Source organism: Mesorhizobium sp. M0862 (genome assembly GCF_040319795.1).
GTDB lineage: Bacteria > Pseudomonadota > Alphaproteobacteria > Rhizobiales > Rhizobiaceae > Mesorhizobium.
Window position 1 is genome coordinate 22,663 of the sequence record NZ_JAMYOJ010000030.1, and the last position, 15,344, is coordinate 38,006.

The following is a 15,344-nucleotide window of genomic DNA, read 5'->3' on the forward strand; positions in this document are numbered from 1 at the left end:
GTCTGATTTGCGGGCTCGCGGAGCATCGGACGCTTCCGCCACGTGGATTGTGGAGGTGGTCGCAGGCGGTCTTCTGTGTGCCTACAGCCCGACTAGCGCCCCCCTTGGTCGCCCGCCTGCCGGCCCAGAGCTGCACTATCCTGGCCTGGCCGCCAACGGGTCGGACTGCCGTTTCTCTCCATGAAGTGCACTTGAGGCTGTTCGTTGCAGCCGAAGGTCCGGCCCACTCTTCAACACCTTAGGTTCGTTGTCATGCGCAAATACACGTTTTCTCGAACGGAGCTGTCGCGAGCGTTCGGTATCGACACGGCCACGCTTGGAACGGGCAGCGCTCGCACGGGGTTTTCGTTCGGAAAGGTTGGACCCGGGGTCACATCCGAGCCCCACCGGCACGACGAAATCGAGGCCTTCGTGGTCCTGTCCGGTGCGGGCAAGGTCACCACCGACCTTGGGGAAATCTCGGTCGAGGCCGGCGACGTCGTTCTGTTCCATCCTTTTGAAGCGCATGTGCTGCGCAACGACGGGAACAAAGACCTGGATTTCGTCGATGTCTACTGGCGAGACGGCGAGGCCGCCCTTGATGCCGCTGCAAAGACCACGGCTCCACGCGGGCCGACCTTTGTCTTCTCCGCGCCGCCAACGCCAAATGGCGATCTGCATCTGGGGCATCTTTCTGGCCCCTATTTCGGCGCCGACGTCTATACCCGCTTCCTGCGCATGAAAGGAGTCGAGGCGTATCACCTGACCGGAAGCGACGATTACCAGAGCTACGTCGCGACACGCGCCGCTACCGATCAATGGACGCCTGCAAACGTGGCGCGCTACTACTCCGACGAGATTCGCGCCACGCTTGCAGTTCTCGATTGTGACGTCCACAGCTTCCAAGCCACAATGGGCGATGACGGTTACCGCGAATTTCAAGCCGCGTGTTTCCGAACTCTTCTGAGCAGCACGGCGGTAGATCTGCGCCAGAGCCCTGCGCTTTTCGATGCTGTGACAGGCCACTATCTTTATGAGCCGGATGTTAGAGGCCTCTGCCCCGATTGCGGCGGCTCCGCCGCCGGCAACATCTGCGAGGAATGCGGCGCCCCAAACCTTTGCCACGACCTGGGTGCAGCGCGGTCACGGCAGTCTGCCGAAGCGCCGCTGGTCGGCTCCCTCCGCCGTCCGGAACTTGCCCTGGACCGCTGCTACGACAATATCGACCGGCATCTAAGGGCATCAGGCGTTCCGCTACGCATCTTGGATCTCTTCGCGCGCCTACGCCAACGCGGCGAATTTTCATTACCCATTACCCACCCCTCGGACTGGGGCCTGCCGGCCGAGGGGTTCCCGGGGCAAGTGACCTGGGTGTGGCCGGAGATGGCCTTCGGTTTTCTGTACAACATCCAGGCGCTCGGCCGCTCGATGGGTCGCGACTGGAAGGCGGAGATGCCCGCCAACGACTGGCAGATTGTCCATTTCTTCGGCTTCGACAATTCGTTCTACCACGCGCTGCTCTACCCCGCTCTTTACGCCGAGGTCTTCACCCACTGGAAGCCACGCATCCGCTATCACGTCAACGAGTTCTACCTGCTCGACGGCAAGAAGTTCTCAACCAGCTGCCGCCATGCGGTCTGGGGCAAGGAGGTTCTGAGCCCAAAGACAGTCGACGTCGTGCGCCTTCATTTGGGCCTGACACGCCCGGAAGGTGAGCGGACGGATTTCACGCTGGACGCGCTGCGCCGCACCGAGAACGAGGTGTTCCAAAGCATCTGGCTGAACTGGCTTGAGGCGTTGAACCAGGAAATCAAGCAGGATTTTGCCGGCCGTGTACCCGATGCAGGCGACTGGAGCCCGGTCGACCGCGCCTTCTTTGCTCGCATAGAGATCTATCGCGCTGCGATGGAGCGGGCATATTCGGACGAAGGCTTCTCGGTCCGGCGCGCGGCCACTCAGGTCTGCGAATTCGTGCGCGATTGCGTGATCTACCGTGGGACGCAAGACTTTGCGGCGGCGCGACGTTTCTATCCAGCCCGCAACCGGACTTCGCTAGCCCTTCAGACGACGGCCGCTGCGATCCTGGCACCGACACTCGCTCCGCTGATGCCCCGCTTCGCCAAAACGCTGGCGCGAGGCATCGATGGCGCCTCAACCGAAACATGGCCCCGGTCCGTCCAGCGCCTTGCGCCCGGGACGCGCTTTGATCTCGGACCCGTGGTGGTGTTCTATGCCAAATCCGGCAATCCTCGATGACGAGGAAACACTATGAGCCCAAAGGTGCACCAGTGAGCTGTCCCCATCTCGACCAGATCTGCGCGGCAATCAAAGCCGACGATGCCAACTATCTTGACTCGCTGTCACTGGCGAGGGAAGCCGCTCTGAACGGTAGAGACTAGATTAGCTGACCTGGACCAACGCGTCGTCAAACAACCCTGGCCCGCCCCTTCAAGGACCGCTCGGCCGATCGCTTCCCAGCCCTTGCTGTTCGTGCCGAAAATGCGTGTGGGCTCGACTGGGCTGACCAACCTCTTCGGCATCGGGATTTCCGTCCTCCAGCCGGTCAAGGCTGTCATTCGGTTCGACCCGCTTGGTCAACATGGCGCGCACTGGACCGTGCGCCGATCACCAATGTGGATGCGAATGCCGCGTGATGGTACCTTCGATTCTGTCCGAGCGTGTACCGGCGCGGCAGTCAGCCGAAGAACAGCTGAGCTACTGATATCGGAATGTAGCAGGTCCAAATTCTGCCCCTGAAGCCGGATATTGCTCAATCAGCGTTGACGATGGCTTGGTGCACAAGCTTCCAACCAGACCGCGCAATGACAGCCCGTCGCCTGAGGATAGTCGGCGAGGGCCGCCAAATCGCAAGCGTATCCTCCGTCGCATGCGCGCCGTCTTCGCCGAAAATGCAGACGCTTGTCTCGTCGAGAGATACATCCAGCTATTTTAGGGGGTTCCTCAGGATTGCGTGTTTGCTCGGGTGCGGACCGCCCCTCAGTTCCCAATCGAGGAGCGATTCTACAATTCACATGTTTGGAGATCGCTCGCTAGGTAACCCGTCTGTGAACCCTGCAAGCCGATGCTTCAGATGCCGCCCATGCAGAGGTATTTCAATTCGAGGTAGTCCTCGAGGCCATGGCGGGATCCCTCCCGCCCGATGCCGGACTGTTTTATCCCACCGAACGGCGCCGCTTCCGAAGACATCCGGCCGGTATTTACCCCGACCATTCCATATTCCAAGGCCTCGGCGACACGCCAGACACGCTTCAGGTTGGAGGCATAAAAATACGCCGCGAGGCCGTAGATCGTTTCATTGGCATCACGCACGACCTGATCCGCATCGTTGAAGCGAATAATCGGTGCGAGCGGCCCGAATGTCTCTTCTTGCGCCACGGTCATCTCGCTGGTGACCCCGGTCAGGACCGTTGGTTGGAAAAACGTGCCATTCGTGCCGGCGCGTTTGCCCCCGCATTGAATTGCGCCGCCTTTAGCTACGGCATCGGCAATATGGGATTCAATCTTGGCCAAAGCCTGCTTGTCGATGAGAGGCCCGATGTCCACTCCGGGAGCGAAACCGTCACCAACTTGAAGTTGGCGAGCCCGTTCCACGAATTTCTCGACGAACTCGTCGTGAACGCGCGACTGGACGTAAAGGCGGTTCGCTGAAACGCAGGTCTGACCGGCATTGCGGTACTTCGCCTGGATCGCACCGTCAACCGCGGCATCGATATCGGCGTCATCGAAGACGATGAAAGGTGCATTGCCGCCAAGCTCTAGGCTGACTTTTTTGATCTGGGCTGAGCACTGGCGCATGAGTAGGCGCCCGATCTCAGTAGACCCGGTGAAGCTGATCTTGCGGACCTTGGGATTTGTGCAAAGTTCGCGGCCGACCGCGTCAGCTTCGGATGCGTAGACCAGGTTGACGACGCCTTCGGGAAAGCCTGCCTGATGGGCGAGGGCGAACATTGCTCCAGCCACGAGCGGCGTCTGTTCAGCGGGCTTGAGGACGATCGTGCAGCCCGCCGCCAAGGCTGGGGAGATTTTGCGCGCCACCATCGAGGCCGGGAAATTCCATGGCGTTATCGTGCCGACGACCCCGATGGGCTGCTTGATCACCAACATTCGGCGGTCGGCCGATGGTGCGGAGATCGTCTCGCCATAGACCCGATTTGCCTCCTCGGCATACCATTGCAGATACGCCGCAGCATGCGATATCTCCGATTTGGCTTCCGCAAGCGGCTTGCCCATCTCCGCAGTGAGAATTGCAGCGAGATCGTCGGCGTGGTCGATGATCAACTGATGCCATCGCCATAGAACGTCGCTGCGCTCACGTGCGGTAAACCCTGCCCATCCAGGCTGCGCGACATAGGCCTTGTTGATCGCAGCGCATGTCTCCTCGACACCCATATCGGGTAGCTCTGCCAGCACTTCGCCGGTCGACGGGTTGAGAACCTCAAATGTCCGCTCGCCCATCCGCGTGCCAAGTGCCGGCAGGCGATCGATGGGTCCAAACAGGTCAGGGGATCGCAGGTGACGGATCATCGGCGGGCACAGGGGCAATACCGGATTCCTCCTCAACGCAGCAGGTGTATATAGTCGGTGGGGTGTGTATTCCGGACGTAAAGGTTCCTTATAGGGCCTCGGCCATACAGCTAGCAGACCACGGTACCCAAGTGGCAGGGAGAATATCTGAATTCGCTACAAGACGCCTAGCGGTTCTACTAGTCGGGCTCGACGGTCGGTTGCGCGGTGGCAGGTCCGGCCCGCGCGCAACCTTTCCATAGGTCTTCGCTGCCAGCGCCTTCACCGTCTCAGGCTCTGCGTCGCCGGCCACCACCAGCACGGCGTTGTTCGGTATCCGTTGGAGATCGAGAATGCGTCGGTGCCGTTCAGCTTCTGCATCTCCTCTCCAGCCGTTGACCGGAATGCGGTAGGGCTGATTGGCCGCAACGTCGCGTTGACCTTCCCGTCCAGCAGTTCGTCTCTGTGCGGCAACGGCGCTCCTTCAGGATCGTGTTTCGCTCGCTCTCGATCATGGTCGTTTAGCGGCCTCGAAGCCCATCATCTCGCCCAAAGCGATTTATAGGCGGTGAGGGCGGTATTATAGCCGCTGACTGAGACGGCTCCGTCGAACTCGCTGTCGGCGTGGTTGGGCGTCGCCCTAAAGATCAGACGCTCGAGGGAAGGGGCAAGTTCGGGTTTGCCCGGTGGCTCGTCGGCGCTGCGGACCTTGTGCCAGATCATATGAGTGACGATTTGCGCGGGGTCATGTCGACCGTTCCATGCCATCATCGAGCAGGAAATCCGTAATCTTGCCGCCGTCGGTGGCGGCCAGAGCCGGAGCGGTCGTCGCCAGGGCCAGGGCGGTGGCAGTGAATGCCTTGCGCAGCCAGGGGGCGATCGATGGCTCCGGTTGGAAAGGCAAGTTTCGAGGCAGTGATTTGTTCCTCATTTTCCTGAACGGGCTGCGTCTTCGATCCCCGTGGGAGGATCGGCGGGCAGGCCGAGCCAGATGAATCATGCGGCCAAGGCTCACTCGAGCCTCATCTTGGGATGAGTCCAGGAGACCGGCGGCGGTGTTCTTGGGGGGATGGTCATTGGAGGGATTTTCCTTGATCCGCGACGCCTTGCGGACGACCACGCATGCACCGTGCCAGATCAGAAAACATTCGAGGCATGTGGACAAGTCAGTCTGACATGTTGTGCATCCGACATTGTGGGCCATCGAACGGGGCTGAAGGCGACGCGAGCACGGCTGAGAATATCTTCTTCATTGGAAGACGATTGGGCGCGCTGCTGGGGAAGGGGGACAGGATGCGCTTCGAAGGCCGCTGCACCGATGGTCAGAATTGAAATGTTGTCGCTCCAGCGGACCGATGTCCTCGACAGTCAGACCGGGCGGTACTGAAGGGTAGAGGCGTGAGCAGCGTAGCTAAGTGGGCGCGGACCCAGCTCGCGCGCGAAGACGGACCTGTAAAAAAACGGCGGGTGGCGACATTCGCGAGGCGCTGGAAAACGAGGTCGTAGGACTGGGCGGGAAAAACGATGCCGTTGCTGTCTTCTGGCGTGATGGCCTGCCGCGAGGCGGTTGAACAGTGATGAGTTGCTGCGGAAAGGGGAGTGTTTTCGCGGGACCTTGGTCAACGTAAGAAACAACGTCGAGCTCGCCTTGGATGGGGGCATGCAGCACATTTGCCGCTGCAGGACAGCAGCACGGAAGCTGTCCGCGCTTGCCGTCGTCCATGGGAACCAAACAGCAGAATTTAGCGGTCGCGATTGATTTCATGTGCGTAAAATACCGCCCGGTGCGCTCGGCTGCAAATGCATGCCTGGCGGAGTGGTCGCTTAGGTCAAGAGCATCGCGTGAGTAACAGCCTGACCTTGCTCAATCTGATGCGCGCTAACCGCCTCGCCGGATTGTGGAACTGCTCGCGCGTGGCTTCTACCACAAACAGCAAGGTCATGAAATCAAGCAGGAAGTCGTCAATCGCTTGGGCGATTGTTTCTGACTTGCCCTTGAACTGGTCCAGCAAAACGCGCGCGCTATCGATCGCTTCCACGCTGGTCGCATCGATCAACCCCTCGACCCTCTTGAAACAATCCAACTCGAAACTCCTTAAGGCGCTCCCAAGGTGTTATGCACGAAGGCAGCTCCGTGAACTACCCGGCCTTTGACCTGACGGCACGAGCAGCAATCGGCCTTACGTCTCGTGCCAAAGCACGAGCCATAGACCTGGGCGCTGAGGAGCGTTGGAAGATCGAGCGCTTCCGGCCTGGTCGAGCGGTAGTGTGGACAGTGCTTGCTGGCGGCTACGCCAACAATGGAGTGCGCCAGCTGATTGGGGCTTAACAATTTTTCGCTTTTTGCTGCGCCCAACTCTCGGCTATGACTCGGACAGGCCTAATGGCCTGCCCACGTTGCATTGTAGAAGAAGGAACAAGTATATGACGACTGGAACGGTAAAGTGGTTCAACAGCACCAAGGGGTTTGGATTTATCCAGCCCGACAATGGCGGGCCGGATGTTTTCGTCCACATTTCCGCTGTCGAACGCGCGGGCCTCTCGACCCTCGCTGACGGCCAGAAGATCAACTATGAAATCGAGCAGGATCGCCGCACTGGCAAGTCCTCCGCTGGCAGCCTGAGCAAAGCTGGTTGAATTTTCTCCTGCGAAGTCGCAAGAGTGGGCGTGTAGGCCCGGAAGTGCTCACGGCCGCTCGATAGGGACGAGCAAAAGTGAGGGCAGCAGATTGCTGCATGGGTCGCGAATTCCTCATGAAACAAGTTGTTGGAAAGGAAGGCGGGGTTGGCCCCGCCTTTTTTATGCGACGATTAAGCCGACGGCTGCAACGCTGCAGAAGGGATTTCAATTGCCGCAATCAAGCCGCGACCTTCTTGCGAGTTCGCTTCGTCGGCACCGGCGCTTCCGGCTCTTTCGGCGCTTTCGGTTTGCGGCCGAGCCCCATCGATTTCGCCAGTGACGAACGCTTCGCGGCGTAGTTCGGCGCCACCATGGGATAATCCACCGGCAGGCCCCATTTGGCCCGATATTCACCCGGCGTCAGCCCATAGTGGGTCGACAGATGGCGCTTTAAAGATTTGAATTTCTTCCCGTCTTCAAGGGAGATGATGTAGTCCGGTGTCACCGACTTCCTGATCGGGACTGCGGGCGTAAGGGCAACCGGCTCTTGTGCAGGGATACCTCCGGCCGTCGCTCTCAGAGCCGCATGCACTTGGCCGATGAGGGCAGGGAGATCCCCCACCGGGATCGGATTGTTGGACACGTAGGCCGACACGACGTCGGCGGCAAGCTCAATGAGGGTGTCGACGTTTTTTCCGGCTTCTTCTGTCATGAAACTCTCCAGGCGGTGAAACATAGTCAGCGAAGCGTCGCTTCATAGGGCCGGTTGCCGCTGAAAGCAACAATGTCTCTGACTGCGTTATTGCCAATGCTCGTCCAGAAGCGACATCGATGCGCCATATTTCGCGTTGTGACCGCTGAGCCACTCGTTGTTGGCGACCCTGCCGAGGTGCGTGGCGCGTTCCGCTCTAACTTTGCGCCGAAGTTCCTAGTAGCCTCGAGGCTAAGCGCGCTGTTTTTGTCGCGCTTTGCTTCTTTGGACTGTGAAATCGAGCGATAGTGGTCGCTTGATGGTGGGCGTCAGGGACGATGGAACAAACGTTCATTGGCAACGGCCAAAGTGATGTAAGTTCATCGCCGGTGAGCCGCTCTTGCAAGGGGCTGGGAACCGCCGCTGATAAACCTAGGACATCAATGTATTTCGAGGCGTTTCTTAGCCGGTCCTGGAGAGGCGGCAGTGGCTGCGGATGACACCTGTTCCACGATATCAAACAGCGCGGCGACCGGCAGCTTCTCGAATCTGGAGCGGCTTCTCGCAAGTTGGCGCCGCGCCGAGAGGCCGGGCAAGGACAGTGAGCCGCCTGCATCAATCATACGCATCAACCAGCCAGCGACGCGTCCTCATACAGAATGCCGCGACCGGCCGTGTGATCTCGCCGGTAGTCGCCGAGGCCCTCTGCATGAAGCCAACGGATGTGCTGACGATCAACCAGGCCAGAAAGGTCGACGTCCTGAAGCAGGGATGACATGAGTTTGCCACTATGCGCAGGTTTGCCATGCCCTTCCGCGGCATTTTGCGGGGCCTGTGAGTTGGGCAAGCTCGGCACTTCGATCGACTTGGCGTCACCCGGCTCATTGCCATCACGCGTTTCGGTCTGGTCCTACGCCGTGACTCCGTTCGCGATACCATTGAACTGCCGTGGAGAACGGCCGAAGCGGAAGGGCTGATCAACCGCCTGAAGACGATCAAACGTACCATTAGGCAGCGCCGGCTGCGAACTCCTTAGGCACGCATGCTGCCACTCAGCCGGCCTAATCACCACACGAAGCGAGGAAGAACCTGGTCAAGTGCAAAGCGACAATTGCCTCGACAGCAGGTCTCGGAAGGTTTATGCTGCCCGATGTTACCGCAATCCTGAATGGCGATTGAGTACCTTCACGAGTGAAGGGAGTGGAACTGCTTTGTCGGCCAAATTGTTGACGGAACGCCCGGCGCCCATTGTTGCTACATGTCTAGATTCTTGGGGCGTTTTGGATGATGCAATCCACCAGCTCACTCCAAAGGGCAGTGGAATCTGGAACAATGTCGCTTTTGTACGCACGACATCCTTCGTGCCCGATTGGCATATTGTCTTTAACTCTGCTTCTCTTTTTGGGCTCCCTGTTGATATCGAGGCGAGCCCAAACAGGACAATTTTTGCAATCGGCGAACCGCCGACGAAAGCTCATCGTGCATTTCATGAAGGGCAGGGGAAAAATACTATCGTCCTGACGTCTGACGCAGAGCTGGTTGCTCGGCAGAATGCAGCTCGCCGATTCGTTTTGTCTCCACCGATCACTCGGTCTTGGTCTGTAAACAAGACATATGACCAACTTCTGGTCAGCGAAGTCATGGATAAGCCACTTCGGCTCTCATGGATTACCAGTAACATCGCCCTGCTTAAAGGACATCGGTATCGGCTGGCGTTTCTGGAACGGCTAAGAAAGGAGCTCGATTTTGACCTGTTCGGCCGAGGTTTTCGGCTGATTGGAGATAAATGGAACGCGCTCGCACCTTATCGTTACAGTATAGCGTTCGAGAATACTCGTGCTGATTACTATTTTACAGAGAAGCTTATGGACTGCTTCGTCGCTGAAACAATGCCGATCTATTACGGCAGCCCGGCAATCACGAGGTTCTTCCCTTCGGACTCTATGGTTCTGATTGACCCAGAGGACAAGAACGTAATCCAAAAAATTCAAGAAATCATCAACTCAGACCTCTGGAAGGAACGTCGCGGCGCAATAAGAGAGGCGAAACGGCTAGTCCTCGAGAAATACAATACGTTTGCTTATCTCGCGGGCTTCATCGAAAGCGTTCAGGATAAACCCTTACCGCCAGAAATTATACACATCGAATCGCCTGAAGTTGATTTTTCGATAGACGAATGAAGTACTCCAACGCGCGATTCGCGTGCCCAGCGGTTGGTGGTCTGGCGAGATCGGTGCGGAACGCTCGGCGGAGAATGCCTGCTGCGCAGACGGGCCGGCACGGGCGCACAAGGTCATGCGCCCCGGCTGCCGCTGATCAGACGAACTGGGGAAGGCCAGGAACGGAATTGAGGACCTCGTCCACGAGTTCGTCGCCGGCATGTTCCTTGGCGCAGGCGATCGTCTCGTTGGCGAGGGCGGCGATCTTTGCCATGCTGAGACCCTCACCCATCAATTGCTGCCCGAGCCCCATAAGGCCGCCACCCTCTGGGTCGTCGCCATGATACTTCGCTACTAATTCCGAAGCTCCCGGAATGGCCTCGATCATGCGCGCGCCGGGACCGTCGGCCGCGTGGCTCCGCAGGAACCCCAGCATTAACCCAACGGCCTTCTCTGCGAGAGCCGGGCCGATGCCGGCACCAGTGGCGATGCGCGGTAAGATTTCTTCCATGCAGGGTCTCTCTCTCTTTGATTAGGTTTACAAGGGGCCGGTCCGGCGCCCCGCGCCCTTGGCCGAACCACAGTTGAACTCCACAAAATAGGCCAGCGGAAGTGCTATTGCGCCTAAAAGCGCCTCTGTCAACGCAAGCTGCGTCGGAAGTGCGTGTTTCGCAAACCGAAGATCATTGCAATTCACTTCATTACGCATTGGCAACCGCACAGTTTGCGTTGGCTCGCTTATGGGCCAATGCCCCCCGCCCGTCAAATGATGACGACAAACTGGTCAGCGCCTAGGATCTGTGGATCAAGGTGAGGCAGTTACAGCGGGTGGACCTGCTCGATCGCGGCGCCGTCGACACAAAGGGCTAGATTGGCGATACTGCGCGTGTTGGCCATGTCTTTCCTCGCGTGATGGGATGTTCGTGGAAGCGGAGCTATATGCCGGTGTGACGGTCCACAAAGGCGGAACGCCTATTCCGATACGACATCCATACTGTCACATAGACCGTCGCTGCTTAGGTATTGAAACCGCCATCGCTGGTGACATCACAATGTGCAGTCGGCGTGTGTCGATAAGGCCGATTCACGCAACGAATGAACCCTGACGGTTCAGAAGCTCACTTTTCGCAAGGCGTGCAGCGCACCTCGTGCAAGAGATTGCCAGTCTTGCGCATGCTGTGACTTTCTCAACCTTGGCTGAAAGATCGCAGTGACCGAATCTACGAAGCCGCCCTCAGGGCGTGCTTTGATGCATAAAACCGGTTGCCAACCAGGGATACTCCTCCTCCCTGAAGTCCAATCGAGAAGAGCGATCGCTTCCAAGAGGGTCCCAGCTCAGCTGCGAAAACAGGTGTGAGACCCCGTCCTCTCCCTCAAGCTGATCTAGCTCAGGGCGTTCATGAGCCGCAGATCGCATAATGGCTGCGTGGACGACGCAGGAAGACCAATTATGAAAATCCTATTCAGTACGATGGCTGTCACCTTGCTGGCACCCACCGCCTTTGCTGCGGATTCGATCCCCACCGACCTCAGAGATACGGCATTGGCCACCTTCACGGCTTTGCCATCCACCACGCCGACAGTCGCCAACAACCCGATCACCCCGGAAAAGATCGCTCTCGGCAAGGCACTGTTCTTCGATCCACGCGTCTCGGCGTCAGGCGTCTTGTCGTGCAATTCATGCCACAACCTGGCCACCGGCGGCGACGACAATCACGAAACCTCGATTGGCCATGGTTGGCAGAAGGGACAGCGCAACGCGCCGACTGTACTGAACGCTGTCTTCAACATCGCCCAGTTCTGGGATGGTCGTGCCGAAGACCTGAAGGCTCAGGCGAAGGGACCGGTCCAAGCCGGGATCGAAATGGCCAATACACCGGGCCAACTCATCGCCACTCTCAAGTCCATGCCGCAATATGTCGAGTGGTTCGATGCAGCTTTTCCGGCTGAAGCCGATCGGGTCACCTTCGACAACTTCGCCAAGGCGATCGAAGCCTTCGAGGCGACACTGGTCACACCTGCCCCGTTCGACAGCTTCCTGAATGGTGATGAGGTTGCCATGACTTCCGAACAGAAACAGGGCCTGGTGCTTTTCATGGACAAAGGCTGCTCGTCCTGCCATGCCGGCATCAACGTTGGTGGGCAAGCCTATTACCCATTCGGCCTCGTGGAACGGCCCAGCGCCGAAGTCCTGCCGGACAAAGACAAGGGCCGATTTGAGGTCACCAATGCAGCCGACGATTCCTATGTCTTCCGCGTGGCGCCGCTGCGCAACGTTGCACTCACCGCGCCATACTTTCATTCGGGCAAGGTTTGGGATCTGAAACAGGCCGTCGCCATTATGGGGACCACCCAGCTCGGCGTAGTACTGGCGGACGAAGAAGTTGACCTGCTTGTTGCCTTCCTCAACTCGCTGACCGGAGAGGCACCTGACGTCGCCTATCCCATCTTACCCTCAGAAACGGCGACAACGCCCCGGCCTGTAACGCAGATCTCAGGAAAATAAGGGCCAACTGGCTGCGGACTTGCAATCGAAAATGATTGGCGATTTTTACTTGGCGACACGAATTGCGACGTCCATCTCCGAATTGGCGGGACGCTAGCGATACCCGAACCCTGCCACCTCGCCCGTAGTCTGCGCGATCAACTGGGGGCGGACAGACGCAGCACCATATATTGTCGCTGCCTGAGCGAACGCGCCAAGCAGTCTACTTTGAGAAACGACGCCAGTCCGATTTGTTCGAGGCGCGGGGCCTGTATGTCCCCAAGGAACCGATGTTATAGCGTAGTGCCACATTTATATTTCTGCGGGATTAAGACACGTGCCGTAGGGAAATTGCACATTTGCGCCGAGTGGCTCATTTCCAAGAGTGTGATCGGTTTGGCATATTCCCGACCGACATCCGCCAGCCGGCAACTCCCCACACGCTGAGGAAGAGAGGCCTCACGCCTGCACTTTCTGCCGGAGCGCGCGTGCTGCAGCGACCATGTTAATGAGGGCAGGGCGGACCTCCTCCCATTTGCGTGTTTTGAGGCCACAGTCCGGGTTTATCCACAGTTGGCCGTCGGACAGTCGCTCGCGGGCAAGCATGACTAAGTCCGAAATCTCGCCGACTTCCGGGACGCGTGGTGAGTGAATATCATAGACGCCAGGACCGATTTCGTTCGGATATTTGGAGCTCGTGAAGGCGTCCAACAGTTCCATCTTCGAGCGCGACGTCTCAACCGAAATGACATCCGCATCCATTCCAGCGATCGCGTGAATGATCTCGTTGAACTCCGAATAGCACATGTGGGTATGAATTTGAGTCGCGTCCTTTACACCCGTTGAAGCGATCCGGAAACATTCGACAGCCCAGTCGAGATAGACTTTCCAGTCAGATTGGCGCAGTGGCAATCCTTCGCGAAACGCGGCCTCATCGATCTGGACCATCCTTGCGCCGGATCTTTCGAGATCCGTCACTTCGTCGCGGATGGCGAGCGCGATCTGGCGGCAGGCTTCGGAGCGGGGTACGTCGTCGCGAACAAAAGACCAGTTGAGAATGGTGACTGGGCCTGTGAGCATTCCCTTCACGGGCTTTTCCGTAAGCGACTGGGCGAATTGCCACCAGCGCACTGTCATCGGATTGCGCCTCGATACGTCGCCGAAAATGATGGGGGGACGCACGTAGCGCGACCCATAGCTTTGTACCCAGGCATGCTCGGTGAGCGCGAAGCCGGACAACTGCTCGCCGAAATGCTGTACCATGTCGTTTCGCTCGAACTCACCATGCACCAGCACGTCCAGCCCGATCTCTTCCTGCCAGCGAATTGCAGCCTCGATCTCCTTCTTCAGGAACGTCTCATAGTCGACATAGCTCAGCTGGCCCTTCGCATGAGCGGCCCGCGCCTTGCGTACCTGCGGCGTCTGCGGGAAGGACCCGATGGTCGTCGTCGGGAACGGCGGCAGCCCGAGTGAGCCGGCCTGGACTCTGGAGCGCTCGCCAAAAGCGCTCTCTCGTCGCTTCGCGCTGTCCTGAATGCTAGCGATCCGCCCCTGAACAAGCGGGTCATGGATCCTCGTGGATGTCACGCGCGTGGCGGCAGCCTCGGCAGACGCTTTCAACGCGCCTGCCACCGCATCCCTGCCTTGGGACAGGGCCCGGGCCAGCAAGACCAGCTCGTCGGTCTTCTGGGCCGCGAAGGCGAGCCACGACCTGATGTCCGCGTCGAGTTCCGTCTCCATGCGCAGATCAATCGGCACATGCAGCATCGAGCAAGAAGGCGCGATCTCGACGCGGTCCAAGGGCCAGCCGGCGACGATCGGTTTGATGCGGTCGAGAATGGCGGGCAGGTTCGCACGCCAGACGTTGCGGCCATCGATCAAGCCAAGCGAGAGCACCAGATCCTTCGGAGCGAGCCGAGCCACCGTTTCCAGCTGCTCGGGAGCGCGCACGAGATCAATATGCAGGCCGGCCAGGGGCAGAGAAATCGCGGTTTCGAGATTGTCTCCCAGCGACCCGAAATACGTAGCCAGCATGATCTTCAGCTCGGGCGCGGCTTTCGACAGCTGGCCATAGGCGAATTCGAACGCAGCTCGTTCGTTCGGGTTCAGATCGAGGACAAGCGCTGGCTCATCGATCTGCACCCAGTCGGCTCCCGACAGCTTCAGCCTCTCCAGAAGCTGCTCGTAAACCGGCAGCAGCCGCGGTAGGAGAGCGATGGGACCGAACCCCTCGGCAGGCGATTTCGCCAGCTTGAGGAAGGTGATGGGTCCAAGGATGACTGGGCGTGTGTGAATGCCGAGAGCTTTAGCCTCGAGGAAGTAATCGACCGGCTTCGATGACGAGAGGGCGAACGTCTGATCATCATCGAGTTCCGGCACAATGTAGTGGTAGTTGGTGTCAAACCACTTGGTCATTTCCATCGCGGTTACACCAAGTCCATGAGCCTCCTCCTGGTAACCAGCGTGTCCACAATCCTCCGTCTGACCCTGGTTGCCGCGCGCCATTGCGAAGTAGATGTCAAGTGGGACCTCGCCGCTATTCCAGCCGTAACGGGATGGAACGGCCCCGACCATGGCTGCGGTGTCGAGCACATGGTCGTAAAGCGAGAAGTCGTTCGACGGGATTTTCGACACGCCGCGATCGCGCTGCTCTTCCCAGCTAGCGGCACGGAGCGCCTTCGACGTCGCAAGAAGGTCGCCAGCGGACGATGTTCCGGACCAGTAGCTTTCAAGCGCGAATTTCAGTTCTCGCCGACGACCGAAGCGCGGCACGCCGAGCGTTGCTACAGGAATTTGCTGAGAGACAGTCATGTCATACCCCGATGATTGGGGCGTCGGTGACAAGGAAGGCGCTAGCAGGCCGGCATCAACGCCGGGTTGCAGCGGC

The 15,344-nt window shown here is 58.8% G+C and carries 12 protein-coding genes; 4 read left to right on the plus strand and 8 right to left on the minus strand.

The window, feature by feature from the left end:
• Positions 1–252 precede the first annotated feature (252 nt).
• Positions 253–2,235 (plus strand): class I tRNA ligase family protein, encoded by a 1,983-nt coding sequence (locus NKI15_RS29010; protein ID WP_023816331.1) that lies wholly within the window; start codon positions 253–255, stop codon positions 2,233–2,235.
• Between the two features lie 831 nt (positions 2,236–3,066).
• On the opposite strand, the gene NKI15_RS29015 is transcribed toward NKI15_RS29010, so the two are convergent.
• The 5 genes from NKI15_RS29015 to NKI15_RS29025 form a co-directional block, all read right to left on the minus strand.
• Entirely contained in the window at positions 3,067–4,524 is a 1,458-nt protein-coding gene (locus NKI15_RS29015; RefSeq protein WP_196815273.1) for an NAD-dependent succinate-semialdehyde dehydrogenase, read from the minus strand.
• 88 nt (positions 4,525–4,612) lie between these two features.
• Positions 4,613–4,825 carry a hypothetical protein gene (locus tag NKI15_RS32025; RefSeq protein WP_353009619.1) on the minus strand — a complete coding sequence of 71 codons (213 nt, stop codon included), beginning with the start codon at positions 4,823–4,825 and terminating at the stop codon, positions 4,613–4,615.
• A 218-nt stretch (positions 4,826–5,043) separates the two neighbouring features.
• Positions 5,044–5,226, minus strand: coding sequence for a hypothetical protein (locus tag NKI15_RS32030; protein ID WP_023755989.1), 183 nt, complete (start codon positions 5,224–5,226; stop codon positions 5,044–5,046).
• A 22-nt stretch (positions 5,227–5,248) separates the two neighbouring features.
• Entirely contained in the window at positions 5,249–5,668 is a 420-nt protein-coding gene (locus NKI15_RS32035; protein ID WP_155929755.1) for a hypothetical protein, read from the minus strand.
• Between the two features lie 664 nt (positions 5,669–6,332).
• A complete protein-coding gene (locus NKI15_RS29025) occupies positions 6,333–6,587 on the minus strand; it encodes a hypothetical protein (RefSeq protein ID WP_023671853.1) in 255 nt (84 codons plus the stop codon).
• 340 nt (positions 6,588–6,927) lie between these two features.
• On the opposite strand from NKI15_RS29025, the gene NKI15_RS29030 reads away from it, so the two are divergent.
• On the plus strand, positions 6,928–7,140 hold the full coding sequence (locus tag NKI15_RS29030; RefSeq protein ID WP_023671852.1) for a cold-shock protein: 213 nt from the start codon (positions 6,928–6,930) through the stop codon (positions 7,138–7,140).
• A gap of 220 nt (positions 7,141–7,360) precedes the next feature.
• Here the strand turns inward: NKI15_RS29030 and NKI15_RS29035 are convergent, their stop codons facing one another.
• Complete coding sequence (locus tag NKI15_RS29035; protein ID WP_023690583.1) at positions 7,361–7,834, minus strand: Ros/MucR family transcriptional regulator; 474 nt, start codon at positions 7,832–7,834, stop codon at positions 7,361–7,363.
• A gap of 1,154 nt (positions 7,835–8,988) precedes the next feature.
• Here NKI15_RS29035 and NKI15_RS29040 point away from each other — a divergent pair.
• Positions 8,989–9,993, plus strand: a complete 1,005-nt coding sequence (locus NKI15_RS29040; RefSeq protein ID WP_155921702.1) for a glycosyltransferase family 10 domain-containing protein — start codon at positions 8,989–8,991, stop codon at positions 9,991–9,993.
• A gap of 136 nt (positions 9,994–10,129) precedes the next feature.
• On the opposite strand, the gene NKI15_RS29045 is transcribed toward NKI15_RS29040, so the two are convergent.
• Complete coding sequence (locus tag NKI15_RS29045) at positions 10,130–10,483, minus strand: hypothetical protein (protein WP_023690586.1); 354 nt, start codon at positions 10,481–10,483, stop codon at positions 10,130–10,132.
• 939 nt (positions 10,484–11,422) lie between these two features.
• On the opposite strand from NKI15_RS29045, the gene NKI15_RS29050 reads away from it, so the two are divergent.
• Positions 11,423–12,478: a cytochrome-c peroxidase gene (locus NKI15_RS29050; protein ID WP_023685632.1), complete on the plus strand. Its 1,056-nt coding sequence runs from the start codon at positions 11,423–11,425 to the stop codon at positions 12,476–12,478.
• Between the two features lie 438 nt (positions 12,479–12,916).
• On the opposite strand, the gene metE is transcribed toward NKI15_RS29050, so the two are convergent.
• Positions 12,917–15,268 (minus strand): 5-methyltetrahydropteroyltriglutamate--homocysteine S-methyltransferase, encoded by a 2,352-nt coding sequence (gene metE, locus NKI15_RS29055; protein ID WP_352887736.1) that lies wholly within the window; start codon positions 15,266–15,268, stop codon positions 12,917–12,919.
• Positions 15,269–15,344 lie beyond the last annotated feature (76 nt).